The organism is Bacillus sp. TH50 (genome assembly GCF_016650565.1).
GTDB classification, from domain to species: Bacteria; Bacillota; Bacilli; order Bacillales; family Bacillaceae_G; genus Bacillus_A; species Bacillus_A mycoides.
In genome coordinates this window covers 1,407,927-1,434,055 of the sequence record NZ_JAEKFM010000007.1, presented here as the reverse complement: position 1 = coordinate 1,434,055, position 26,129 = coordinate 1,407,927, and the positions used below count along the sequence as shown (strand labels likewise).

Annotated in this window: 25 protein-coding genes and 2 pseudogenes; 8 read left to right on the top strand and 19 right to left on the bottom strand. The window is 33.6% G+C overall.

The window, feature by feature from the left end:
- Positions 1-153: 153 nt before the first annotated feature.
- Positions 154-894, top strand: a complete 741-nt coding sequence (gene pyrH / locus JFU23_RS24535) for a UMP kinase (RefSeq protein ID WP_002168682.1) — start codon at positions 154-156, stop codon at positions 892-894.
- 56 nt (positions 895-950) lie between these two features.
- Here pyrH and cls read toward each other — a convergent pair whose 3' ends face one another.
- The 6 genes and pseudogenes from cls to JFU23_RS24505 all read right to left on the bottom strand — a co-directional run bounded on the left by cls (position 951) and on the right by JFU23_RS24505 (position 7,404).
- Positions 951-2,162, bottom strand: a complete 1,212-nt coding sequence (cls, locus tag JFU23_RS24530) for a cardiolipin synthase (protein WP_201032919.1) — start codon at positions 2,160-2,162, stop codon at positions 951-953.
- A gap of 131 nt (positions 2,163-2,293) precedes the next feature.
- Positions 2,294-3,439, bottom strand: coding sequence for an ABC transporter permease (locus JFU23_RS24525; RefSeq protein WP_085310320.1), 1,146 nt, complete (start codon positions 3,437-3,439; stop codon positions 2,294-2,296).
- A gap of 1 nt (position 3,440) precedes the next feature.
- On the bottom strand, positions 3,441-4,550 hold the full coding sequence (locus tag JFU23_RS24520; RefSeq protein WP_201032917.1) for an ABC transporter permease: 1,110 nt from the start codon (positions 4,548-4,550) through the stop codon (positions 3,441-3,443).
- 36 nt (positions 4,551-4,586) lie between these two features.
- The gene (locus JFU23_RS24515; RefSeq protein WP_002086377.1) at positions 4,587-5,525 is read right to left on the bottom strand and encodes an ABC transporter ATP-binding protein; all 939 of its coding nucleotides are present in this window, start codon (positions 5,523-5,525) and stop codon (positions 4,587-4,589) included.
- A 136-nt stretch (positions 5,526-5,661) separates the two neighbouring features.
- A pseudogene (locus JFU23_RS24510) lies at positions 5,662-6,761 on the bottom strand (sensor histidine kinase).
- Between the two features lie 4 nt (positions 6,762-6,765).
- Positions 6,766-7,404 (bottom strand): response regulator transcription factor, encoded by a 639-nt coding sequence (locus JFU23_RS24505; protein ID WP_002012250.1) that lies wholly within the window; start codon positions 7,402-7,404, stop codon positions 6,766-6,768.
- Positions 7,405-7,623: 219 nt separating this feature from the next.
- Here JFU23_RS24505 and JFU23_RS24500 point away from each other — a divergent pair, with 219 nt between their 5' ends.
- From JFU23_RS24500 to exsE, 4 genes are read left to right on the top strand one after another with little or no spacing between them, the layout of a single operon-like run.
- Positions 7,624-8,169 carry an RNA polymerase sigma factor gene (locus JFU23_RS24500; protein WP_307838321.1) on the top strand — a complete coding sequence of 182 codons (546 nt, stop codon included), beginning with the start codon at positions 7,624-7,626 and terminating at the stop codon, positions 8,167-8,169.
- On the top strand, positions 8,166-8,609 hold the full coding sequence (locus tag JFU23_RS24495; protein ID WP_002126705.1) for a hypothetical protein: 444 nt from the start codon (positions 8,166-8,168) through the stop codon (positions 8,607-8,609). The genes JFU23_RS24500 and JFU23_RS24495 overlap by 4 nt, the downstream gene beginning before the upstream one ends.
- Positions 8,602-9,672 carry a hypothetical protein gene (locus JFU23_RS24490; RefSeq protein WP_085310316.1) on the top strand — a complete coding sequence of 357 codons (1,071 nt, stop codon included), beginning with the start codon at positions 8,602-8,604 and terminating at the stop codon, positions 9,670-9,672. Before JFU23_RS24495 ends, JFU23_RS24490 begins: the two co-directional genes overlap by 8 nt.
- Positions 9,669-10,625 carry an exosporium protein ExsE gene (exsE, locus tag JFU23_RS24485; protein WP_085310314.1) on the top strand — a complete coding sequence of 319 codons (957 nt, stop codon included), beginning with the start codon at positions 9,669-9,671 and terminating at the stop codon, positions 10,623-10,625. Before JFU23_RS24490 ends, exsE begins: the two co-directional genes overlap by 4 nt.
- Positions 10,626-10,655: 30 nt before the next feature.
- On the opposite strand, the gene JFU23_RS24480 is transcribed toward exsE, so the two are convergent.
- Both JFU23_RS24480 and JFU23_RS24475 read right to left on the bottom strand, forming a co-directional pair.
- On the bottom strand, positions 10,656-11,903 hold the full coding sequence (locus JFU23_RS24480) for a DUF445 domain-containing protein (protein ID WP_201032915.1): 1,248 nt from the start codon (positions 11,901-11,903) through the stop codon (positions 10,656-10,658).
- A 154-nt stretch (positions 11,904-12,057) separates the two neighbouring features.
- Positions 12,058-13,395 carry a D-serine ammonia-lyase gene (locus JFU23_RS24475; RefSeq protein WP_201032913.1) on the bottom strand — a complete coding sequence of 446 codons (1,338 nt, stop codon included), beginning with the start codon at positions 13,393-13,395 and terminating at the stop codon, positions 12,058-12,060.
- A 149-nt stretch (positions 13,396-13,544) separates the two neighbouring features.
- Between JFU23_RS24475 and JFU23_RS24470 the strand changes: the two genes are divergently transcribed.
- On the top strand, positions 13,545-14,090 hold the full coding sequence (locus tag JFU23_RS24470; protein ID WP_002012259.1) for a helix-turn-helix domain-containing protein: 546 nt from the start codon (positions 13,545-13,547) through the stop codon (positions 14,088-14,090).
- 48 nt (positions 14,091-14,138) lie between these two features.
- Here the strand turns inward: JFU23_RS24470 and JFU23_RS24465 are convergent, their stop codons facing one another.
- The 6 genes from JFU23_RS24465 to JFU23_RS24440 form a co-directional block, all read right to left on the bottom strand.
- Positions 14,139-14,822, bottom strand: coding sequence for a prolipoprotein diacylglyceryl transferase family protein (locus JFU23_RS24465; protein ID WP_201032911.1), 684 nt, complete (start codon positions 14,820-14,822; stop codon positions 14,139-14,141).
- 14 nt (positions 14,823-14,836) lie between these two features.
- Positions 14,837-15,391 carry a TlpA family protein disulfide reductase gene (locus JFU23_RS24460; protein WP_002031090.1) on the bottom strand — a complete coding sequence of 185 codons (555 nt, stop codon included), beginning with the start codon at positions 15,389-15,391 and terminating at the stop codon, positions 14,837-14,839.
- 18 nt (positions 15,392-15,409) lie between these two features.
- Complete coding sequence (gene ccdA, locus JFU23_RS24455; protein WP_002031088.1) at positions 15,410-16,123, bottom strand: cytochrome c-type biogenesis protein CcdA; 714 nt, start codon at positions 16,121-16,123, stop codon at positions 15,410-15,412.
- A 54-nt stretch (positions 16,124-16,177) separates the two neighbouring features.
- Positions 16,178-16,990: a M56 family metallopeptidase gene (locus JFU23_RS24450; RefSeq protein WP_201032909.1), complete on the bottom strand. Its 813-nt coding sequence runs from the start codon at positions 16,988-16,990 to the stop codon at positions 16,178-16,180.
- Position 16,991: 1 nt separating this feature from the next.
- A complete protein-coding gene (locus JFU23_RS24445; RefSeq protein ID WP_201032908.1) occupies positions 16,992-17,408 on the bottom strand; it encodes a BlaI/MecI/CopY family transcriptional regulator in 417 nt (138 codons plus the stop codon).
- Positions 17,409-17,533: 125 nt separating this feature from the next.
- A complete protein-coding gene (locus JFU23_RS24440) occupies positions 17,534-17,932 on the bottom strand; it encodes a DUF3942 family protein (protein ID WP_002031084.1) in 399 nt (132 codons plus the stop codon).
- 543 nt (positions 17,933-18,475) lie between these two features.
- Between JFU23_RS24440 and JFU23_RS24435 the strand changes: the two genes are divergently transcribed.
- Positions 18,476-19,174, top strand: coding sequence for a peptidase E (locus JFU23_RS24435; RefSeq protein ID WP_002031081.1), 699 nt, complete (start codon positions 18,476-18,478; stop codon positions 19,172-19,174).
- 53 nt (positions 19,175-19,227) lie between these two features.
- Here JFU23_RS24435 and JFU23_RS24430 read toward each other — a convergent pair whose 3' ends face one another.
- From JFU23_RS24430 to JFU23_RS24420, 3 genes are all read right to left on the bottom strand, one after another.
- Positions 19,228-20,637: an MATE family efflux transporter gene (locus JFU23_RS24430; RefSeq protein WP_201032906.1), complete on the bottom strand. Its 1,410-nt coding sequence runs from the start codon at positions 20,635-20,637 to the stop codon at positions 19,228-19,230.
- 228 nt (positions 20,638-20,865) lie between these two features.
- Positions 20,866-21,630 carry a DUF2087 domain-containing protein gene (locus tag JFU23_RS24425; protein ID WP_002189118.1) on the bottom strand — a complete coding sequence of 255 codons (765 nt, stop codon included), beginning with the start codon at positions 21,628-21,630 and terminating at the stop codon, positions 20,866-20,868.
- A 343-nt stretch (positions 21,631-21,973) separates the two neighbouring features.
- Positions 21,974-22,165 carry a hypothetical protein gene (locus JFU23_RS24420; RefSeq protein ID WP_137058674.1) on the bottom strand — a complete coding sequence of 64 codons (192 nt, stop codon included), beginning with the start codon at positions 22,163-22,165 and terminating at the stop codon, positions 21,974-21,976.
- A 132-nt stretch (positions 22,166-22,297) separates the two neighbouring features.
- Between JFU23_RS24420 and JFU23_RS24415 the strand changes: the two are divergent.
- Positions 22,298-22,719, top strand: a pseudogene (locus JFU23_RS24415) (PH domain-containing protein).
- Positions 22,720-22,816: 97 nt separating this feature from the next.
- On the opposite strand, the gene fumC reads toward JFU23_RS24415, so the two are convergent.
- On the bottom strand, positions 22,817-24,205 hold the full coding sequence (gene fumC, locus JFU23_RS24410) for a class II fumarate hydratase (RefSeq protein WP_201032904.1): 1,389 nt from the start codon (positions 24,203-24,205) through the stop codon (positions 22,817-22,819).
- A 126-nt stretch (positions 24,206-24,331) separates the two neighbouring features.
- Positions 24,332-25,735 carry a Na+/H+ antiporter NhaC gene (gene nhaC / locus JFU23_RS24405; protein ID WP_085310304.1) on the bottom strand — a complete coding sequence of 468 codons (1,404 nt, stop codon included), beginning with the start codon at positions 25,733-25,735 and terminating at the stop codon, positions 24,332-24,334.
- Positions 25,736-26,129: the final 394 nt, after the last annotated feature.

Below are 26,129 nucleotides of genomic sequence, written 5' to 3'. Positions count from 1 at the left end.
TAAATAAATGGGGATGAAAAGGAGTGGATGTTATGAAAAATCACGTGAAGAAGTTCATCATATCTATTTCTTTTCTATTTCATTTTCTTACGAAGGAACAAAGGCATTCGCCTTTGTTCCTTTTTTATTGCAATCTATATAGGGGGAATTGTTATGAAACCATATAAACGCGTCTTAATTAAACTAAGTGGCGGCGCACTTGCTGATCAATCTGGAAATAGCTTTAACTCCAAACGATTAGAACATATCGCAAACGAAATAATATCCATTATTGACCTAGATATCGAAGTATCCATTGTCATCGGTGGCGGTAACATTTTCAGAGGTCATCTAGCTGAAGAATGGGGAATTGATCGTGTAGAAGCTGATAATATCGGTACGCTAGGTACGATTATTAACAGCTTAATGCTTCGCGGCGTTTTAACAAGTAAAACAGATAGAGAAGTACGCGTTATGACTTCCATCCCTTTTAATGCAGTAGCTGAACCATATATTCGCCTACGTGCAGTACATCATTTAGATAACGGTTATGTTGTCATATTCGGTGGTGGTAACGGGCAACCATTCGTTACAACAGATTACCCAAGTGTACAAAGAGCCATTGAAATGAATAGCGACGCCATTTTAGTCGCAAAACAAGGAGTAGACGGTGTCTTTACAAGTGATCCGAAACATAACAAATCAGCGAAAATGTACAGTAAACTGAACTATAACGATATTGTTAGGCAAAACATACAAGTAATGGATCAAGCAGCTTTATTACTTGCTCGGGACTACAATTTACCAGCACACGTCTTTAACTTTGATGAGCCTGGGGTGATGAAAAGAATTTGTTTAGGTGAGCATGTTGGGACGTTGATTAATGATGATGTTTCGATGCTTGTGCATGAATAATAGTTATTCCCATCAAAAAAGGGTGTCCTTTATAGACACCCTTTCTTCCTTAATTATTATAAATAAAAATCAACTAATCCCGCCAACTTCTCCTTACAACGCTCCCAAAAAGATAAGTTATCAAAAAACTCTTTCTTCATTTCTTTCGAATCATTAAAATCCTCTATTAACGCCTTATTTACTTGCGCTACGATAGGACCACCATGAATATACAAATTCATCTCATCATTTATATAGAAGCTACGCGCAGTAAAGTTTGTTGTACCAATAACGGTTAATTCATTATCAATCAGCATTAACTTTCCATGAAACATACCTTTTTTATAACCGTATACAGTAATCCCATTATTAACAGCTTGACGTATGTATGGATATGCCGCCTCTTTAATGAGAGGAATGTCTGGTTTATATGACCAAAGTATTTTTACTGTAACACCACGTTTCTGCGCCGCGATTAAAGCGTTCATTAACCCTTTATTTTTCGCTATAAAATATGGCGTCGTAATGACAATCGAATGCTTCGCTTGTTTTATTAACTCTACATATTTTTCAGCGACGTGATGCCCATTGTAACTAGCCATTGTATGTAACGTATTCCCTTTACTAGCCTTATTCGTACTCCTCTTTATATCCTCTTTCGTGTCTCGTTTCCAATCTAAAGCAAACTGCTCTTCTAAATCTTTCGCTCCTTCTCCTCTGAGTCGTACATGATAATCACGCCAGTATCCAAATTTCTTATCTTTCCCTAAATATTCATCTCCTATATTAAAGCCACCCGTATAGCCAATCTCCCCATCAATCGTCGTAATACGACGATGATTACGATGGTGAATTGAATAAAATCCGAATGGCAATTCTTGTTTTCTACTGTATGTAAAATGAACACCACTTTCTTGTAATTCTTTTTTCATCTTTCTTTCAAATGATAAATCATTAATTAAATCAACCGATAAATATACGTTTACTCCTTCTTTCGCTTTCTCTTTTAATAAGTTTAAAAAAGTATGGCTACTTTTATCATCCGACAAAATGAAAAAATAAGTGTAAATGGAACTTTTCGCTTCCCTTATATCAGTAAATAACTGTTTATAAAACGACTTCCCTTCTACATATAATTGAAAATCACTATAATGAGACGCATACTCTGTCGGCATGTTTTTCCCAGCTTCCATCTTCCTTCCGAGAGTAACGTCAATATGCATCCAAATTAAAATAACAACGAAAATAGCAATAATAATAGAAGTAACTCGCAATATCTTTTTAATCATTTTGATTTCCTTCCGATCATATTACTTACTATTTCGTAGTGTTTCATTAAATTACTTTTTCATACGAAATGTATTCCTTACTTTTAATTACGAACAAAAAAGGCGTGGCATTTACGCCACACCCTTTTTCATTAAACAAAGTTCCTCGCATCATTATTTCTTCCAAACTTATAAATAGCAATTAAGAAGAATGCTATCGCGAAAGCGAATAAAATTAAAATATTTAAATACAACTCAGAAAATGGAATGCCTTGCTGTAGTTTTGAAATCGTATCTAGTAACCAACGCTGTGGAAGGAAATCCGCTACTTTTTGTACTGCTTTCGGCATAATGTCGTACGGGAAATAACATCCAGCAAGTAAACATGTTGGTACTATTACTATATTTTGCATTGCATTTGAAGCAGTTGAACTTTTTGAAAAAGACACAATGACTAATGATAAACCAATTGCAATTAAAGCGAATATCATAAGTACACCAATCATCACTAGGAAAGGCATATTGATATTTGTGTGAAAAACATTCGTCATAAATAAGACTGCAATGACAATTTGTATTGTTAATATCATCATATTTACTGCAACATTAGATAATATAAATTTCTTCCCATCTATCGGCGTTGATAATAATCTAAAGTACGTTCTATTCTCTTTTTCTTTTAAGATAAATCCTGATAAGTTCGCTGCTGAAAATAACATAAACATAATAAGATAACCCATCGTTTGATTTGTCATATCTTTATTTTTTGAAGTATCTTCAAGTGTCTCAGACTTTACTTTAAATGAACTTTTTTGATAACCAGCGTACATACTATTAAACGTACTTTGATCGGCCCCTGCCACTTTACTAATCGCAGCGATGTTATCAACATAGTTATATAAATACGATTTTATAAATCCTGTTACTTGATCGCCTTTAATCGATGAAATCTCAATATGACTCGGTTTCCCTTCTCGAACACTTTCAGAAAAACCCGACTGTAATGTAATAACACCATCAAGTTTTTTTGAAGTGAGTTTATCTTCCACTTCAGATTCCTTAATTTTACTAACATTTACATGATTGAGTCCTTCTAAAAATTTCACTGTATCATTTGCGATAGGTTGATTTTCTTTATTTATAACCCCAATATTTAACGTTCCTTGCCCTACATTCCCATATATCGAAAAGGAAATGAGCGTTCCTATTATCGGCAAGCTAATAATAATGAGTAGCCCCTTTTTATTTTTCAGAAGCACAGATAACGTTTTTTGTATGAGCCATAAAATATCTTTCATACTATAGCCCCTCCCGTCTACGTAATGCAATAATCGCAATTAATAAGAAGATTGCTGAAATCCCAAGATTTAAAGATATTACCGGTAGTGCCGCTCCTACATCATTTGCATAAATAATTTTCATAATAGCTGTGTTTGCCCACGTTAATGGTGATAAATTCGTAACGGAATTTTCTTCCACTACGAAATACGCACCACCAAAAATAGACGCTAATTGCACAACAACCATAATAATCGCTCTAGATGCCTCACCTGTTTTTGTAATATATCCGATTCCTAAACCGAAGCTAATTGCTAAAAAGACTTCTGTTAGTAAAATAATAAATATGATTCCAATATGGTCGCCCCAATTCGCTTGAAAAACAAATTTACTAAATAAAACGACAAGTAATAGACAAAGTGCATTCGCTACAAGACTACCGAGCACTTTCCCAACGAAAATCTCAGCTTTACTTATAGGTGCTGCAATTAAGCGATCTCCTGTTTTACGTATTCGTTCTCCTCGAATTAAAAAACTCGCCCCCATTGCAGCGTACAGTGCAATCATCGTCGTCATTACAACCGCATAGTAATCCATAGAACCTGGTTTTTTAGCAGCTTGTAAAGATGTTTCTTTAATATAATCATTATGATTTCCGTTTGAAATAACTGCGCTAACCTTACTCGGATCTACTTTTGCAACTTCGGCCACTACGTTGTACTTATCAACAAATGTTGTAAGCATGCCTTCCACAATACTTCCCTCAATACTACTTTTGTCACTTCCGTAAAATTTTGCACCATCTTTATTTAACTCTACATAAGCAGCATATTTATTTTGCTTCACTTCTTCTTTCCCATCTATACCTTCGGAAACTTTTTTAAAATGAATACCTGATTTATCGACTTCTTTCGTAAACGCTTCAAACGATTGAGAAAACGTGCTACTCGCTTCATCTTTATATAGCACTTGTATATCCTTAATCGCTTGACTATCGCTATTAAATGCGTTACTTAACGCTGTTCCTAATACAAGCATAAGTACAATCGGAAATGCTAACATAAAAACTAAAGTTCTTACGTCCCTGAAATCTCTTTTAATGTGCATCACTGCAATGTTAAAGATGTTCAATTGATGAACCTCCCTTTACCTTTTCTTCATTTACCTTTATTTATCTCGTAAGTTTCTTCCAGTTAACGTAAGAAATACTGTTTCTAAGTTTGGAGCCTGCTCCTCTAACGAACGAATTTCAATGTCATGATTAATGAAATGCTGAATAATTTTATTTAAATTATTTAATCCTGCATCCGAGTTTACCTTGATTACGTTCTCTTCAATTTGAACAGCTTTCACACCATTTATCTCTTTTAAATTTTCTACATCTAAATTTTCTACTGACTTTACTTCAATCCAAATATCTTTCGTATCTGTAATAATCGCTTTTAACTGTTCTTTCGTTCCTTCTGCAATTACTTTACCGTGATCGACAATTGCTATTTTCGTACAAATCTCTTCTACTTCTTCCATGTAGTGACTCGTATAAATAATCGTACTTCCCATTTCATTTAATTTTCGGACAGACTGAAGAATGTAGTTCCTTGACTGCGGATCAATTCCAACTGTCGGTTCATCCATAATAATTAACTTCGGTCTATGAGCGATTGCACAAGCGATATTCAGTCTTCGTTTCATCCCGCCAGAAAAGTTTTTCGGATAACTTTTATGTTTATCACTAAGGCCTACAAATTGAAGTGCTTCCTCTACTCTCGCTTTTAGCTCGGCTCCTCGTAATCCATACAATCCAGCAAAGAATTTCACATTTTCATAGGCAGTTAACTCTTCATAAATCGCAATATCTTGCGGAACGATACCGATATTCATTTTCGCAAATCGATTATGTTTCTTTATATTTTTTCCTAGTATGCTAATTTCACCTTCATTACTTCTTAACAAACCAGCAATCATATTAATCGTTGTACTTTTACCAGCACCATTTGATCCTAAAAAGCCAAATATCTCTCCTTCTTTAATAGATAAAGACATATTATCTACTGCGATGAAGTCACCAAATTTTTTCGTTAAATTTTTAATTTCCAATGTGTTCATCATTTCACCCCTATTTCGGTTTCTCTGCTTTTATTATAAACAAAAAGAATGAACCTGCTCAGTGCAGAAGTTCACCCTTTTCACATGAGATTATTCACTTTTTTCATATGAGATGATTCATCCTCGTCTCATCCTCTTATATCGGCAATAACATTGTTACTGAAAAACCACTTGTTCCATCTACAATAATTTTTCCGTTTACAGACGCTGTTCGCTCCTCCATCCCCATAATACCGAGACCTTTCTTAACAAGAGCTGCACCTTTACCATTATCCTTCACTTGTACTTTCACCATCTTGTTCAGTACATGAATATCGATTGAAATGACTGTCGCATCAGCGTATTTCATCGCATTTGTTAACGCCTCTGTAACGTTTTCACCGATAATTTTCCACTGAATGGGAGAAATCATATCTAAGTTACCTTTATAAACGAAAGGAATATTCATATCATGCTTACCGGCAAATTCCTCTATGAATAATTTCATACGATGAATGCCAATTTGCTCAGTTGGTGGCTTCATATTTTTTAATGTAATCCGAATGCTTTCAATGCCATCTTTTGAAATATGAATGGCATTTTGTAATAACTCAGCAGATTTCACTTTATCTATTTCCATTAATCTCTTCGCTGCTTCCATTTGAATTAGTGCACCTGTCATTGAGTGACCGATTTTATCATGAATTTCTTGAGATAGTCGATTTCTTTCCTCTAATTTAAATGTGTATTCAGATTGCCTTATGTAATCTTTATTTTCATTTAAGCTTTTCGTAAGTCTTTGTATGTCTTTTCTCATTTTATCATTTTGCATTTCTAGTTTTAATAATCGTGCTATATAGCGGTGAGCTATCGTTAAGGAAAAAAACAAAATGCACTAATAAGTCCATACGTCATCTGAATACCTTCACCTATAAAAATAATAGGAAGAATCATAATGAAAAAGATTAACCATTTCTTTTTTATGTAATAATTTGCAATTTCATATAAGTTCAAAGGTAAAAACAAAATAAAAAACGGATGAATCTTCCATGCAAATAACATAACTACGCCAATTGACACACAAGTTAATATGTTTTTGTACGTATCTTTTTTAAATATAGAGATCAACACGTTTACAGAAAGATATAAAAGCAAAGTAAGTATAATCCATGGTAAGTTCGTAACATTTAAATGAATGTAGCTAAACACTATATATAAAAAGACAATAAGTTTACTTACAGTTAACCAAAATTCCATAACATTAATCTACTTTCCCTGTTAAGTAATAAATCGCAATTTGCGTGCGATGTTCTAGTCCAGTTTTCCCTAAAACTGATGTAATATAATTTGCAATCGTTCCTTCAGATATGAAAAGTTGCTTCGAAATTTCTTTATTTGAGAAACCTTTCGCAATTAATGCGATAATACTAAGCTCTCTTTCTGTGAAAAGGCTCTTATCAATTTTAGATTCTTCCTCTTTACTTTCCATTAAATTAGACTTAATTTTATCAAGCACTACATCTTGCATAACAGTTTGACCGTTATAAACTCCTTTTATCGCATCACGAATACGCTCCGGATCATTATTTTTTAATAAATAACCTTTCGCTCCGTTTTTTACTGCGTCCAAAATATATTCATCATCATCAAATGTCGTTAAAATGAGAGGCTTCGTTTTTGTCTCTTCACAAATTAACTTCGTCGCCTCTACCCCGTTCATGTTTGGCATACGAACATCTAAAAGCGCAATATCAACTTCATACTTTTTACAATACGCTACAGCTTCTTTTCCATCATTTACGGTATCTAATACTTCAAACTCTTCATATGTATTTAAAATAATTTTCATACCTTCTCTAATAAAAGAATTATCATCGGCTATTAATATTTTAATTTTCATGTTTGTTAGTATGGACCTTATCCTACTAACATTCACATCCTTTCTCCATGTAGCATTTCCTCTTTGCTCATTATATACTTCTCTTTACCATTTTTTCACACCTTTTTCATATAGCCCTCCTGCTAAAAATATATTATTCTTTTTTTATAACATGTGTAGGGTGACTTATCATTTCTTACGTCTATATAATAGAATGCGTCAAAAAGGAGGGAGAGACCGATTGAGGAAAAACAATTAGTTGAAAAAGCACAACAAGGAAGCGAACATGCTTTTCGTATCCTTGTACAAACATATCGTCATTATATTTTTCAAGTTATCTTTTCTATTTTAAGACATGAAGAAGATGCTAAAGATGTTACACAAGAAGTATTCGTAAAAATTCACGCCTCTCTCCCAAATTATCAATTTCGCGGATTAAAAACGTGGATGGCACGTATTGCCACCAATCACGCTATTGATTATAAGAGAAAAAAAGCTAGAGAAAACGAAGAACTCTCCTTATGTAAAGAAACTGCGGAAAATATAAAATCCTCTCATAATATCGAGGCATTATTATTGACGAAAGAGCAAAAATTACTCATTGCTCAAAAACTGCGAGAACTTCCCGACAATTACCGTGACGTCGTTCTCGCACATTACTTAGAAGAAAAAAGTTATCAAGAAATTGCTTTGCAAGAAAATATTGAAGTGAAAACAGTCGAAATGAAACTGTATCGGGCAAGAAAATGGATTAAAAAACATTGGAAGGAGGAAGAGTTTCTATGATGCATTATTCAAAAGAAGATTGGCGCAATTATACATTAGATGTTATATCAAACAATGAACGTGAATCTATGGAAGAACATCTTTATGAATGTGATCATTGTTTAGCACTTTATATGGAAAGTATTGATGAACAACATGAAAACCTTCCAATGATAAATGATGATTCATTTACGAACGAAGTTATGACGCAAATTAATTTTGAAACGTTACAGCCTAATGAAAATATAAAAACAAACTCACTAAAGCGCACAATTATTCACTACATAATTGCGACTGCGGCTACAATTATTTTTATGGTAAGTGGTTTATTCCAGTATATTTTCACAGCGACATCAAATTTCGAGAAATCTTCAAAACATAACGAGTCTTCTATCTCACAACAAATTGTAAACAAATCGGTAGACACATCAAAAAAGGACGGAGGTTCAAAGCATGAATAAAAATCCCTTTTTAGCACTTGTGTTAGGGCTAATTCCTGGGCTTGGACATTTATATTTAAAAAAGATAGGACGGTTTATTTTATATAGCGGAGGGGCTTTATTTCTATTTATCTTTGCAGCATTTTGTACAATAGCATTAGGAGCGCGTGATATTGCTTTTCTTTCTCTATTTTTACTAGTCGTGTTATGGGCGATCAATTTATTAGATTTAGTTATCACTATTATTAACCAATCGAAAAAACAAGCAGCCGGAGAATTTACAGAGTCCTCTAAAGAAAGCGAACGATTTTATATCATTCTTCTATCAATCATTCCTGGGCTTGGTCATTTTCAATTAGGACTTATGCAACGCGGACTTACATTTTTAGTCGCTTGCACAGGAATCGGAAGTATGATTATATTCGTTGCACTCTTAACATCTCAAGGAAGTTTCCTTATCTTCCTTATTACGTTACCTGTTTTATGGATTTATAACTTCTTCGACGTTGTTCAACAACTACAGAAAAAAGAACGCGGAGAGCAATTAGTTGATCGGACTATTTTTGAAGAATTTGAAGAGCACCGAGAACAAGGAAAGAAAAATAAAACATTCGCTTCCATTTTAGCAATGTTTCCTGGAGCAGGACATATGTATTTAGGCTTACAGCGCCGTGGTCTCCAGCTTATGGCAGCCTTTTTACTATCTATTTATTTGCTCGACTTATTAAGACTTTCTGCGTTTTTATTTTTAGTACCAATTATTTGGTTCTATAGCTTTTTTGATGCGTTACAGCAAACTGCAAAATACGGAAAAGAACGTGTTAATGACGAACCTATCATAGATTATTTTATAAATCATCAAAGATGGATCGGTATCGGATTAATTACACTCGGTGGTTATTATTTATTAGATCAAACAGTCCTTCCTATTTTGAATGACTACTTTGCAACTATATTTAATATTCATCTTAGCGAACTATATTATCGCTATTTCCAAACATCTATCGTTGCTCTCTTTTTAATTGGTGGCGGCTTTAAATTGTTACTTGGAAATAAAGAAAACAAAGGTGGTACAAAAGAATGAGAACATGGCGCGTTGGAACATTCTCGATGGGGATTTCAATTATTTTATTAGGTTGCTTTTTACTATTTTCAGTCGTAAAAGGCGTTCAAGCATTAGATACATTAACAGCCTGGTGGCCTGTTTTACTTATCATACTTGGCGCTGAAGTTTTACTATACCTTCTATTTTCTAAGAAGGAACATTCATTTATTAAATATGATATTTTTAGTATTTTCTTTATCGGAGTTTTAGGAAGCGTTGGAATTGCTTTTTACTGTTTATTATCAACTGGATTACTAGAAGAAGTTCGTCATTCTATTAACACAACTAGGCAAACGAGTAATATTCCAGACGGACAACTTGATATACCTGAATCTATCAAAAAAATTGTAGTGGATGCGGGGCATCACCCTCTAACGATAGAGGGAAATAATACAAATCAAATTCATCTTCTTGGAACATATGAAATGACGACGAAAGCAAATGAAAAACTCAATTTAAAACAAGAGGATTTCCTTTCAGTTCAAACAGCTGGAGAAACGATGTATATAACTTTAAAATCATTACCGGTTCAGCATACGTTATTTAACTCAACACCACAGATGAAACAAACACTCGTTCTTCCGCAAAATAAAAATGTAGAGATCCGCGCTTCAAATAACGAACTATCTCTTTATCCAGGTCAATTACAAAATAATTGGTTTGTACAAGAAAGTTCAAATGTATCTGTTCATTTAGTAAAAGAAAGTGATGTATCTTTAATCGCCATAACAAACAAAAAAGAAACTCACGGGAACACACCTTGGGAACAAGTAGAAGATTTAACGAAAAAAGAAAATAATTCTTCAGAAGAAAATCCAGAATTAAACGGGCAAGAACATTGGTATAAAAACTCGATAAAAACAGGAAATGGGACGTACAAATTAAATATCGAGAAAGCTTATAATATAAATATGAGTGTTATCGAAAAATAAGAAACCTTCCACAATTGTGGAAGGTTTTTCTCATATAATCGCTTTTATTCCTTCTAAAACTAATCCAATCATAAAACCACAAACAGCCCCGTTCACACGAATCCACTGCAAATCTTTACCGACATTATTTTCAATCATTTCGATTAATGTTTTATCATCTAACTTATCAAGGTTTTCTTGCACAAGCTTTCCAATTTTCGAATGATTCTTTTCAACAATAGTAACAACTTGTTTTTGTAACCAATCTTCTATTTTTTGAACAGTCAGTTCGTCTTCTTTTATTTTATTCATTTGTGTTTGTAAGAATGGAACAACATATTTATCAGCAAATTCTTCATTCTTCACAAAAGTAACTGCCCTACTCTGTACTTGCTCTAGCATCTCTTTTATTTTGTCAGTAGCATCCCAATTTGCAATCCATTTTTCTTTCCACTTCTCTAATTCCTGTAATAAAGATTCATTTTCTTTTACATTTATAATCTCTTGACGAATTTTCGCTAATATAAGTTGCCTTGTGCTATTATCTGCATCTTGTAAGCTGTTAATATTGCTAATGATAAACTTCTGCAAAATGCCGCCGATTTTATCCTCATCAACAATATTCATAAACGATTTCAAAGTAAACTGTAGGAATCCATCTACTTTTATGTTTTCCATCGCCTTCATGCCTAAGCTTCCGAGCTGATAACGTGCTTCATCTTGAGCTGTCCAATCTTTCACTTTTACTAATATGTAATCAAGTGTTTTTTCATCATATTCTTGCACTACTAATTGATCCACGAGAACTTGTAATATGTTACTTGTATTAATTGTATGCAAATACGTTTTTAATTCTTTTTCAATAATAACTGCTAATTTTTCCGTATCTATTTGAAGAATCGCTTTCTCAGCAATTGTTACAATCCCTTTTTTCACAGCATCAGACTGTAACTCTTTCTCAGCAATTTGCAGTACCATTTGCGCTAGCTGTATTTCTTTTACTTTACTTGTAATACTTTCTTTCGTCAGCCATTCATTTTCTAACGTAGAAACGAGTCCCTTTGTTACCCGCTTACGATTTTTCGGTAATAATGCTGTATGTGGAATTGGGATTCCCAACGGATGACGGAATAAAGCTGTAACCGCAAACCAATCCGCAAGTCCACCAACTAACCCGGCTTCAAATCCACCTTGTATAATTTCTCCAGCTACCGTTCCTTGAAAAGGGATTGAAGCCGCAAAACCTACGCCCATAACCCCAAGCGAAATACCCGCTATATATTTAGTCTGTAATGACATCGTATACACATCCTCTTATTATGTAAAATAAAGCTTTTTTGTTATATTTATTCGATATTAGCAATCCTTTATATCTATACTATAATGAACTAATGCGAAAATAACAAAGAATTTTATGCACATGAAAAAAATGAGGCTGTAAATAGCCTCATTTTTATTTTAACGTTAATTCCAAACCTTTCTTATAATACCCATTCATCACGTCTTCCGGAACCATACTCCCACCAGTTCCCCACACAATATGAGTACCTTTCTTCACCTTCTCTGTTAACTGTTGTTTTTGTAAATACTCATTTTCAGCTTTACATACATTCAACGGCCCTATCATACCCGCTAATGCAGAAGGCTCTAAATAAATATTTTCAGTATCAGCCAGTTCTTTTAATAATCTATATAACTCCTCATCACTTACTGTGTAATTTCCACTCAAAAATGGTTCCATCGTTTTACCGACAAATCCAGATGGTCTTCCTACCGCAAGTCCATCCGCATCGGTTACATTATCAATTCCGATATCTTGAACGGCAATTTTATCGTGAAGCCCTGTCATTAAACCGAGTAACATACACGGAGAGTGCGTAGGCTCAGCAAAGAAACAATGCACATTGTCTTTGTACAATAACTTTAAGCCGAATGCTACTCCACCAGGCCCACCACCTACCCCGCACGGAAGATAAACGAATAAAGGGTATTCTTCATCTACTACAATCTCTAACTCTTCTAATTGTTTTTGTAAACGTGACGCTGCTACTGCGTATCCTAAAAATAAATCATGTGAGTTTTCATCATCAACAAAATAACAGCTAGGATCTGCATCTGCTTGCAGTCTTCCTTCTTCTACTGCTTTACTATAATCAGCTTCATATTCAATAACGTTTACACCTTTACTTCTTAATAAATCTTTTTTCCATTCTTTTGCGTCTGCCGACATATGAACAGTCACATTAAAACCTAATTTCGCACTCATAATACCGATGCTAAGCCCTAAATTCCCAGTAGAACCTACTGCAATTGAATACTTCGCAAAAAAACCTCTAAATCTATCACTATCTAAAATTGAATAATCATCTTCCCCTGTTAACATTCCATGCTGAAGTGCCAGTTGCTCTGCATGTTTCAGCACTTCGTATATTCCGCCTCTAGCTTTTATTGATCCTGATATCGGAAGCCCGCTATCACATTTTAATAGTAATTCCCCTAAAATAGGTTGCCCATAACTTTTCTCTAAAGATTGTTTCATAGAAGGTATTTTCACTAAAGGTGATTCTATAATACCGCCTGTTTCCTTCGTTTCAGGAAATACTTTCGCAATGTATGGTGCAAAACGCTTTAATCTCTCTTCCGCGTCTTTTACATGTTCTTCATTAAGTGGCGAATTTTTTATTGCTGTTTCATACTTTTCCATATTCGGGTTTATCCAAAATACTTCTTCTGTTGTGATTAAGTTATTTACTAGTGGATATTGCTCTTTTAATGCCTCTATCTCCTTCATTCCTCTTCCTCCTCATATCCTTGTAGCTAGCCATATAATAAATTATAATTAAATTAATTTTAATATAGTTTAACATAAATAATTCATTTTAGTTAATTTCAATTTAATTTATTTAAATATAATTTAATAATTATTAAGGAGCATTTATTATGGAAAATATAGATATTGGTAAAAAGATTGAAAAACAAAGAAAAGAAAAAGGATTAACTAGTAAAGAATTAGCAAAGATGGCCGAAATCACACCATCAATGCTTAGTCAAATTGAACGTGGTTCTGCTAACCCTTCTATTCAAACATTAAAGGTACTTGCAAAAGCTCTTGATGTTCCAACATTTAGTTTTTTACTTGAAGAAAATAATACAGACGATTTAATTGTACGTTCTCATAAAAGAAAAAAAATGATTATCGATAATTTATCATATGAATTGTTATCACCTGATTTCACAGGAAATTTAGCAACAGCAATTATGACTATCCCACCAAATACTGCTTCATCAGAAAATGTTCTAGAACATAAAGGTGAAGAATTAGCATTTGTATTAGACGGAAAAATCACATTGCACTTAAATGAAGAAGAATACACATTAGAAACTGGTGATAGCGTAAAAATACCAGCTTATTTAAAACATAAATGGGTAAATCAATTCGAGAAAAATGCGATTGTTTTATTTTCTGTTACTCCGCCGATTTTTTAATTCATATGATGATACAAAAATAGCCATGCTCTCCGTGCATGGCTACTTTTATTTTTTTGGTACTAACAAAATCCCTAAACTAATAACACAAAAACTGATTATTTGCTGTATTGAAAGACCAACTAGAACTGAATTTTGTTCACTAATAAGTGAAATAATGATATGAGCAATTCCCTCGCAAATTAGAAAAAAGCTTATATTCTTTCCATTTCCTAATCTTTCATTTTTAATCCATAACGAGCCAATTATACCGAGTGCGAGTATAATCTCATACATGAAAATAGGATGATACAAAAATTTTGATTCATATATTTTCATCCCCCACGGCAGTGTCGTTTGTGCACCTACTTCTTGATGGAATATAAAATAAAAGATTATACTCATGCAAAATCCAAAAGGTAATGTATCAAGTAAAATCCGAAGAGAAAATTGCTCTTTTTTACTTTTCCAAACAATATATATACTCGCAATTACGCACCCTACTATAATATGCTGAATACTTCCTACAGCTAATAATGCTGGCATTGGCGCCCCAATGGCCCATACCGGATTTAAAATTGCCGGTGCGAATTTCCATACTAATACAATGATAAGAAAGCCATTCGTTACTGCATCCATCATTTTTTCATATTGAATATTTTGCTTTTTCATCCTTAGTTTCATTAGAGTAAATCCAAATAAACTTCCTATTATAAGAGAAACGGGTTGTAACCTCACCATCCACTCCATCACTATGAAATCCCCTCTTAATTCTCAATTATTTTCTTAAACTTCTCTTCTAATTGATCTGGAGGTAATACACCTCGTGCATGATCTACAATAATTCCATCTTTATTAACAAAAAATGTCGTTGGTAAAGAAAATACTTTATAATCTATTCCAGCTACTCCGTCCATATCTAATAGAACAGGAAATTTAAATCCGTGACGATCTGCAAATGCGCTCGCTTCTTGTACTGGATCCCCGATTGTTGCATTTACCGCAAAGATTTCAACATCCTCCTTATATTTATCATACAAACGAACTAGATCAGGAGCCTCCATTTCACATGGACCACACCATGATGCCCAAAAATTAATAACATATGGTTTTCCCTTTGCATCATTTAACGAATAAAGCTTCCCATCTAATCCTTTTAATGTTATGTTCGGCGCTTTAAATCCCACTTGTGGTAATACTTCCTTCTCTTGTAACTCCGCTTGTTTCGCTTTTCTTTCTTTTTCTTCTTTCTTAGTATTATAAAAGTTAACTCCGGCCCAAATTAGTGCCCCAGCTAGTATAATAGCAATTAGTTTCTTCACTTTTCTTCCTCCTCATTTCTAAAATCCCGTAAATCCGCCGAATAGACGAATAAAGAACGCTGTAATTTTCGTCATTTGATTTGTATATAATAAAACCCCTGTTAAAATCATCATTCCACCGCCGATTTTCATCATGACATTGGCATAAGTAACAATCCATTTTACCTTTCCAATAAAAAATGCCATCACGAAAAACGGAACTGCAAAGCCAAGAGTATATGCCGTAATATAAAGAAGCGCACTTTCCGGATTGGTCGCCCCGAGCATAAGCACTGCAGAAAATATCGGACCAACACACGGTGTCCATCCTGCTGCATATGTCATGCCGACCAAAACTGAGCGAATATATCCTGTCGATTTACTTCTATACTGCACTTTTTTCTCTGCCATAAGCCACTTAGGCTGAAACAATCCAGTCATAAATAACCCCATCAAAACAATAAAAACCCCACCAATTTGCTGAATCAATCTTTGATTAGATGAAAAAGTAATCCCAATCCAACTCACCGATAAACCTAACGCATAAAATATAACCGAGAAACCGATCATAAAAAATACTGTATGTATAATCGCTGACTTTTGCATAATCCCACGATTTTCTTTTAAATCTTGAATAGACACACCTGTAATATATGATAAATAAGATGGATATAGCGGTAAAGAACATGGTGATATAAATGAAAGTATCCCAGCCCCTACTACTAGCCAAATTGTTAAATCCGCTGCATTCATTTTATCCCTCCTAAATACACTACAATGCGTAGTGTTAATTATTAAAAAAAGAGGCTATATGCACTCTCCGACAATAAGTACAATCGACATACAAAATAGCCCTAACGTTACATATACTGAATTTGTATGTAATGGTATATTCAGCTTAACAACTTTCTCATTCAACACTTGCTCAATTCGTAAATTAATTGCGGTTTTCGCAAACGACGCTGTAATACATTGATTTTCCATCGTCTTTATTTTAATTAACTTTAATAATGCACTACCTAGCTCAAATGAAGATTTCATTTTTTGCATCGCATATTTATCTGCTGATAGCTCTTGATATACATGATAACGCTGCAACATCCCTTTTAATATAGGAATATACATCATTCCCTCAGCTAACAATGTAAAGAAAAATAACTTTAATGGATCTCGATTTTTTTGATGATATTCCTCATGTAATACAATCGCATCAATTTCTTCCTCAGAAAATGCCCGAAACATTCCTTCTGAAATGACAATTTTCGGTCGAAATAATCCAATTGTAAATGCCGTAATCTGTAACGTTGATAATACGTACACTTGCTTTCCTTTTCTAGTAATAGACACGAGATTTCTTTTCAATCTTTTACTATAAAAAAATTGCTTCCAAATTCTTTTACTCATAATGATTACAGTAAATAACAGTAATCCGGCTATCATTATACGAAGTATTGATAGTTCCCTCATATGTTTTTGTAATTCAAATAAACAAAATTGAGAAAGGAAAAATGCTTTATTTTGAAAAAGAAATGGGTATGTAACGTAGTATACTAACATGCTTAAAAAAAGCACACTAATAGTCACTGCTAACAAAACGATTTTACGCATTTGCCACTTCATTTTATCGGTCCTCTTTTTTTAGCCGACTTAATTTCTCTTCTAATTTTTTTATTAAAGATGGATCAGCTTGTTCTAACTCATCTATCATATGGTTCACAACAAGATCTCCAAATTCACCCATTAATTCCTGTGTCATTTTCTTCGTTTGATTAGATAAAAATTCTTCCTTCGTTTGTGTAGTACGATACATACCACTTCTTTTCACAATATGCTTTTCTAAATGCGCTTTCTCTACTAATCTGTTCATAACTGTCATTACAGTATTAAAATTCACCGGGGATTCTTCACTTAATCTCTGTTGCACATTTTTAATGGTAATACCCTCAGTAGCCCAAACAATTTCCATTATTTTCGCTTCAAGCGGTCCGAAAAAGTGATTTAACCCTTGCTCATTTAACTTGTAGTTTTGAGTAAACATCGTATGGCCCCTTTCACACTACAGATTGTAGTATAAAATATATAGAAGGTCAAACATAAATGATATTAACTGATACTTAAATGAATCCTAATCTCCACTAATTAGTTATCTGTACCACGTTCGATTCATTGTAAACCTAACTTCTCTCCAAATGTATCATAGAGATAATATTCTAATATTTGCACACTAAATTTCTCATTACGCCCAAGTGCAAATAATTCCCGATCTTTAGCTACGATAGTATCTAATGGAATCACCACATTATCCACTATTTTTGTAATTTCAATTATATTACTTTCTACGTTTACTTCTGTTTTAAATTCAATATTTTCCAATACTATATGTGAACGTCTTCCTGATGCAAAAAAAGTAAAGTTAGGGTTTTTAAAAATTCCAATTTCACTCTCTAACGGATATAAATATTTATAAATTATATCTCTGTGTCCATCTTTTATTATTTTTTCATCTTTTTCATCATCTAAATATTCTTTCACCTTCGCTGCGAACTCAAATCGAAAATCCACTCTTTCACGCTCCCTCTCTTTAGTCTACGCTAATAAATATATTAATATAATTTAACTATATTATAAAATAAGTTCCTATAAAAAGTAAAAAACACTTTTGTAAAACTTTTGGTATTCCCTGTACTTTTTAAATATAAATACTCTTTCAACATTCATTAGTACGTCGTTATATTCATTTAAACATATTGTTCCCATATTTTGAAACAATATTTTCCAGTATTATATATCAATAAAGTGAAACTTTAATCAATGGGGATTTTGTTCATCCCCCATTGATTATTAGCCCACACCAATCGGGTGTTTACGGGCAGCAGGGCTCCCACCTAACTGCTTTGCTCCAATCGAATTTTGAGGCGGGAGTTTACTGCCCGCAAATAGCGGGATAAACTGCTTCTAATTCCTTTCTATCCACAGCTATCGACTCCTTATGCTATTTCAATATATTGTTCACTTTATTTCCCCTTATTCATTAAATCACAGAAGGAATGTAACTCCCCACTATCGAATTTTTACATAACAAATATTATTAGGTGGTGCTTTACTATGAAATTAGCTGTCATTGGTGGCGGTGATTTACAAGATCCAAATCACTTGCATATTAATGAACGACTTATAGAATTAACGAATAAACAATACCCAAAAGTATTATTCATTCCTACAGCTAGTCGTGATGATGAAGGATATATAAAGTTATTTTTAGCAACATTTGAAAAGCAATTACATTGTGAGGTTCAAATTTTACGCATTTCAACCGAAACACCTACTAAATATGAAATAGATGAGATGATTCATTCTGCCGATTTAATTTACCTTGGCGGTGGAAATTACGTTCACATGCTTGAACAATGGAAAGAACATAAACTAGATGAAAAGTTACTATTTGCTTTAAAACGTGGAACACTTATTGCAGGATATAGTGCCGGTGCTATGTGCTGGTTCACATCTAGCATTCGTTCAGATTATGAAGGTTCCGGTTATATAGAAAGTAGTGGCTGGGGTATTGTTAACAAAAGGTTTTGCCCCCATTACAATCAATTAAATAGAATGAATGCCTTCCATACGTTTTTACAAACTCACCAAGGTAATATAGAAGGTATTGCATTAGAAGATAATTGCGCTTTATATATTACAGAAGGTTCATTTGAAATTATCGGTGAGCCAGATACAGCTTGGGAGTTTTATATGAATAATGGAGAACTCATTAGACAACATTTTGACATAACTTTAAAAAGTTATTTATAAACATTCATAAAAAAATGTCCCTAAGTATAATGACTTAGGGACATTTTCATCTTTTAACTCACTAATCGTGTAATTCGTTTCTTCTGCCATGAAAGCTTATAATATGCATACTGTAATATTAAGCTGACGATGAATGCAGCTGGATACCCAATCCATATCCCTTCTATTCTAAGGCTCGTATGGTAAGAAAGATAATACGCCACAGGTACTTCAACAAGCCAAATTGATACAACACTGATTACAGTTGGCCATAGTACAGTACCACTTGCTCGCATTGTCGCACTAATAATTTGTGCATGACCGAAAATTAAGTAGCTCCATAATGTAATCATGATTAGACTATGAGCAATGTCAATTGTATTTTGACTTGTTAAAAATAGTGCTAAAATATCTCTTGAGAACAAGTAAATAAGAGATATTAATACACCACCAATGATATAATTCATAATAATTCCGGCCTTAACAACTTTCTGTAATCGATCAAATTGGTTCGCACCAATTGATTGCGCTGCAAAAATTGATACTGTAATACCGAGGCTAACCGCTGGCATTTGTACATAACTTGCAACTTGGTTCACAACGCCATACGCCGCTGTTGCATCTGAACCGTACCGATTTACAAATGCGATTACCGCGATCTCTGATAATGAAACTAATATCATATTAATACTCGCTGGAATACCGAGGCGTAACAATAATTTTAATAACTCCCAGTCCATACGAAGATATTTTCTTACTGTCCCGTCTAATTGTAGTGGATGATTTTTCTTCTTTAAATACACTAGCATGACAATAAACGTAATAACTGTAGATATAACTGAAGCATAGGCTGCTCCGTAAACATCTAATTTCGGAGCTCCTAACCAGCCAAAAATAAGAATTGGTAATAAAATCATATTTAGCGCTGTACTTACGATTAAAAAGTAAAATGGCGTTTTTGAATCTCCTGTACCTCTCATAAATGTTGTGTATGCAAAATATAAAAATAATACTGGCATAGATATAAATAAAATTCTTGCGTAATGCACACTTATTTCAATAATATTTTCTGGCGTTCCCATAAGACGCATAATATCCATCGCAAAAATACTACCTATTATCGCCAACACGACTCCTATAATAAAAGTAAACGTAAGCGTCGTACCAACGATAGCTTTTAAGCGCTCCTCATTTTTAGCACCAAATGCCTGACCAATTAAAATTGAACTACCAGAACCAATTCCAATTACAAATGAAACGAGTAGGAAAAATAACGGGAAAAATGCCGATATAGCTGCTAGATCATTTACGCCAAGCCATCTTCCTACTACTACCATTCCAAATAACTGTCCAACTGATTGTAATACATTACTTAAAAGTAACGGCACTAAAAACATGGACATCGATTTCCATATCGGCTTATGTTCTGTTTCTGACTTCTGTGACTCTACACCTTCTTTATCGTTATCTGTAGGTGGTTTCAAATTTCATTTCTCCTTTTATTTAAAATCTGCACGGTTAAATCCGTGCTCAAATAGTTGTAATTACTCCAACCATTTCTATACTGTTTGCTCGTCAAAGTAATTGCTTCTTCCACTCACTATTTTCAAATTCATCATAGAACTTTAACATATTTTTCGTATCTGTAATCCTCTATCTCTTTGTATAGTTGTTTTTATTATGTGCATCTATTCATTTTCTTCTCTTCATTCTTATAACTTCACCCAATATTGGCTTCCATCAGCTGTTCTATCTAAAAAACCATATTCGATTAAATATCTTCTCAAAGTTACAAAATCCGGATATATATTTTCTAAAACTATATTTACTTCTTTTTCAGTATACTTTTTATTACTATCGAATTTCTTCACTAAATGACGTAATATAATCAATTTCCGCTTTTGCTTTTTCGGAAATTTAGAAAGCGGTCCATCCAAACCTTCTGTAAAATGCGCTGTTAAAACTTCAGCATTTTCTTCCTCTGTAATATTGTATCTATCATCCACCATCGTAGCTGTTCTATGAATCGGTACAAATTTAGTTTGAACTTTTGATTTTTCTTCTGACAATTCCATTAACGCTAAAAATACTTTCGCTTGCTTCATTTTCTCGCGCAATGTAAATCGATGATTGCGAATCGTCGATGTGCTCCCGCCATCCATTTCTTTTACAATCTCTTTATCGTTAAGTCCCATATGGAAAAACTGAACCATTTTCTTTTGCAAATCAGTTAAGCCTGTAAACTTTTTATCAAGATTTAATAAATATTCAAACATAGATGTATGCTCATTTTGAATATGCAACTGTACAAACTTCTCTGCTTCATACAAAACTTGATTTTCTTGATAAATAACTCCTTTAATAAACGTTTCTCCACAAGCTAAACAAACATACTCCTCTGCTTCCTCGTCAAATACATACCCTTTCTTCAATTCCTCTATCGACGCATCCCAAAACTTCTCTGAAATATCACTCATACTAAACATTCCTCCAAAAAGTTTATTAAAACCATAAACAAATTACGATATCGTTTATTACCACTCCATCATCTTACCATATAAAAAGCAAACAATTCAATGTTTCGTTTGCCTATTTTACAAACTTTTATAAAAATATCTATTTATACGTTATAAAAAGGACTTATCCCAACAAACAGCGAATGTGTTTTTAGAAACGACTTATTATTAAAATGTGAAATATGCTGTTCAATATTTAAGTGATACAAACCTAATTCAACATGGAACCGGCATTCACACATTCCAAAACTTCAGCATTCAATTTTAACTACAAAAAAGGTGTTTCCATATACGAAAACACCTTTTACCTTTTATATATTTTATAAACAACCTCTACTAAAACTTTACTTGCTTTTACAAATACATGTTTTCGATTTCCATCCTCAACGAATCTATTTGAGCAGCCACTCATAATCAGCATACAACTAATTATGACTAGCACTACACTTCTATTCTTGTTAGTCACTTTATGCCACTCCACTACTAAAAACTTCATTTAAATTTATCCTATCAAAAAATTTTACACGAATAATAAACCGAAAGAATATGCAATTCTGCATATTCTTTCGGTTTATTACGATGTTATGATTTAATTTAGTTAATGAACACGTATAACGAGGTGACTAACTTGAAGTTTAAAGCGAAAAAAAATCCATTTCACGTCATTTTCATTACATTATTTATAATTTTTTTTTCATTTCGCTATTCTTCCAAAATGAAAATTCTATTTTTTTCACTCTTATGATGCTGTTAAATATCGTGAATCTCTCTTCATTCTATTTCTCTCACTACAACATAACGGAATCTTCTCTTATTGTAAAACACGGTTTCATATTACGTACTGAAATTCCATTTGAAAATATCCGTCACATTAAATACTCTGGCAAAACACTCCGTTCAGAAAAATGGACTAGGCAGCAATTAGAAATTGATTATAATTTATTTGACTCAGTGACAACTTTCGTACCACAAGAAGAAGAAAAATTCATTTTACTCTTAAAAGAGAACTGCCCACATATGAAAGTAATGAATACGTCTGCTAACAAATAATATCTTTTGAAGCTTGCAATAGTACAAGTGGAGGAAGCATAAAAATGAATATACAAAAAAAGCCAAGATTCTATACTAAGAACCTTGGCTTCTTCTATTATTCTTTCGGAGCAATCATTTTTTTCGGATCTACAATCTCATCAAATTGCTCTTCTGTTAGTAGTCCAGATTGCAATGCTGCTTCTTTTAAAGTTAACCCTTCTTTATGGGCATGCTTTGCAATTTTCGCGGCATTTTCATACCCGATATGTGGGTTTAGCGCTGTTACAAGCATTAATGAACGATTTACATTTTCATTAATTACTTCTTCATCTGCTTCAATACCAACTACACATTTATCATTAAACGAAACGGTTGCATCCGCTAATAAGTGAGCAGATTGCAGGAAGTTGTAAGCAATAACTGGTTTGAATACGTTTAGCTCAAAATTACCTTGGCTCGCAGCAAATCCGATTGTTGTGTCATTCCCCATAACTTGTGCTACAACCATTGTTAATGCTTCACTTTGCGTTGGATTTACTTTACCTGGCATAATAGAGCTTCCTGGTTCATTTGCAGGGATAATAATTTCCCCAAGACCACTTCGTGGACCACTTGCAAGCCAGCGCACATCGTTAGCTATCTTCATTAAATCAGCAGCTAATGCTTTTAATGCTCCATGTGCAAATACAACTTCATCATGGCTCGTTAACGCATGGAATTTATTTGGTGCAGAAACAAATTGTTTACCTGTAAACAGACTAATTTCTTCCGCTACCATCTCACCAAATTTAGGGTGCGCATTAATTCCAGTTCCAACCGCAGTACCACCAATTGCTAATTCTTTCATATATGTATTGCTATCTGCAATCATACGCTCTGTTTTTTCAAGCATACGGTGCCATCCGCTAATTTCTTGTCCTAACGTTAAAGGTGTTGCATCTTGTAAATGCGTACGACCGATTTTAATAATATGTTCAAATGCAGTTACTTTTTCTGCTAATGTTTCTTTTAATTTCGTAATAGCTGGCAATACATGATTTTCTACCGCAATTACACACGCTACATGAAGTGCTGTTGGGAACGTATCATTTGAACTTTGAGACATGTTCACGTCATCATTCGGATGAATATGTACGTCAGATCCCTTTTCTTTCAAAATTTGATTACCGCGGTTTGCAATTACTTCATTTACATTCATATTCGATTGTGTACCACTACCGGTTTGCCATACAACAAGTGGAAAATGTTCATTCCATTTTTCTGCGATAACTTCATCAGCAGCTTCCACAATTGCTTGTGTCTTCTCTTCTGATAGCTTTCCTAATTTTTGATTACTAAGCGCTGCACTCTTCTTTAAAATCGCAAATGCTTTTACAATTTCAAGCGGCATATGCTCTGTTCCAATCGGAAAATTTTCCTTACTACGCTGCGTTTGTGCTGCCCATAATTTATCAGCTGGAACTTTCATTTCTCCTAATGTATCTCTTTCAATTCTGTACTCCATTTTTTCATCCCCTTGAAAATAAAATACCTACATCTTTTATTTTAACAGACTTTCTATCAAATGATAAGAATTCTCATTGATTCATATAAAAAAAATCACCTTCTGCCACCACAGAAGGTAATTTTTTTATGATGCTTGCTTTCCTTTATCCGCATCATCTACATACCAAATGAACTTGCCTGTATATCCATAAATAACTGCTAAAATGAGTGATACGAAGCTTAGCCACATAAATGGAACGTATGATAATGTTGATACACCTAAAATACCAGCCATAAAAATACCATTATCAGACCATGGAACCATACCAGAAGTCAAAGTTCCACCTACTTCTGAGTTACGTGCTAATACGCGGCGATCTATTTTTAATTTATCATAGCTTTCTTCCATAATTTTTGGTGTTAAAATAAGTGATACGTACATCGCACAACCAAATATGTTAGCTAAAAACGCAACGATTAATGTAGACAATGTTACATTACCTGCAGAATTTAATTTCTTCTCAAATTTCGATACGATTACCTTTAGAACACCTAACTTTTCAAGTAATCCACCAAAACCTAATCCGAAAATAATAACAGCTACTGAACCAAGCATACCATTAATTCCACCACGGTTTAATAACTTATCGACAAACTCGACACCAGATTGAATTGAGAATCCGTTATATGCTGTTCCAATTGCCTCTCCAAAGTTCATTCCTTGGAAAAGTGTTGCCCAAATTGCACCAATTAAAGCTCCCATAGCAATTGTTGGCATAGATGGTTTCTTCATCGCCAATAGCATAATAACAATTACCGCTGGAACAAGCATCCATATTTTAATATCAAAGTGCTTTAATAAAGATTCTTTTAAAAACTCAACTCTATTTAAATCTACATTATCCCCGCCATACATCCATCCAGCAACAGTAAACATAATGCTGGTAATAATATAAGCTGGAACGTCTAATACGAGCATAGCTCGAACGTGAGCGATAACATCTACTTTCGCCATAGAAGCTGCAAGAACTGTGCTATCAGAAAGTGGTGATAATTTGTCTCCGAAATAAGCTCCTGAAAGGACTGCACCCGCAACAAGCGGAAGTGGTAATCCAAGCCCTTCACCTATCGCCATCATAGCAATACCTGCAGTTCCAACTGTTCCCCATGATGTTCCTGTCGCGATAGAAGTGATTGAACAAATAATTAAAGTTGCCAATAAGAATATGCTAGGGTGAATGAATTCTAATCCATAATAAATTAATGTAGGTACAACCCCACCAGCAATCCACGTTCCAATTAAAGCCCCAACTGCAACTAAAATAAGAATTGCTTCTAATCCATTAGAAATCCCTTTCGTAATTGCATCTTGCAATTCTTGATAACGAAATCCTAATCTTAATCCAAGCGCAATAACTAAAAACCATGAAATAAATAGCGCTAATTGAATTGGGAGATCAAAAATCGTTTGGAAGGAAAAGACGACAGCAAGAAATAGGCATAAAAGAATAATAATTTCTAGCATCGATGGTAATCTTACACTTTTCATTTTCTTCTCTCCTTACAAGTCGATAACATGATGTATGTAGTCTTACGTGTATGTAGTATACAATTAGCGAAGACAAAACAAAATTTTCATATTATTTCGATTTATTTTTTCAGTATAATATATTCACAACCCTTTCTATTGTAAAAGTAGATTGCGCTTTTCGCAATGAAAAATATAAAAAATGTTGTATTTTTATTTATTTAGATAAAAACACCTAATGAAATAAAACTTTAATCAATGAGGGTTTTATCCATCCCCACTAATTATTAACCCATAATAACCTTTTTAATATTTGCCTCAACAAAACTTTTTACTACCGCTTTCATCTCATATGTAATAATATATTTCCACATAAAAAAAGAGCACACATCATTTAATCGATGCATGCCCCTCT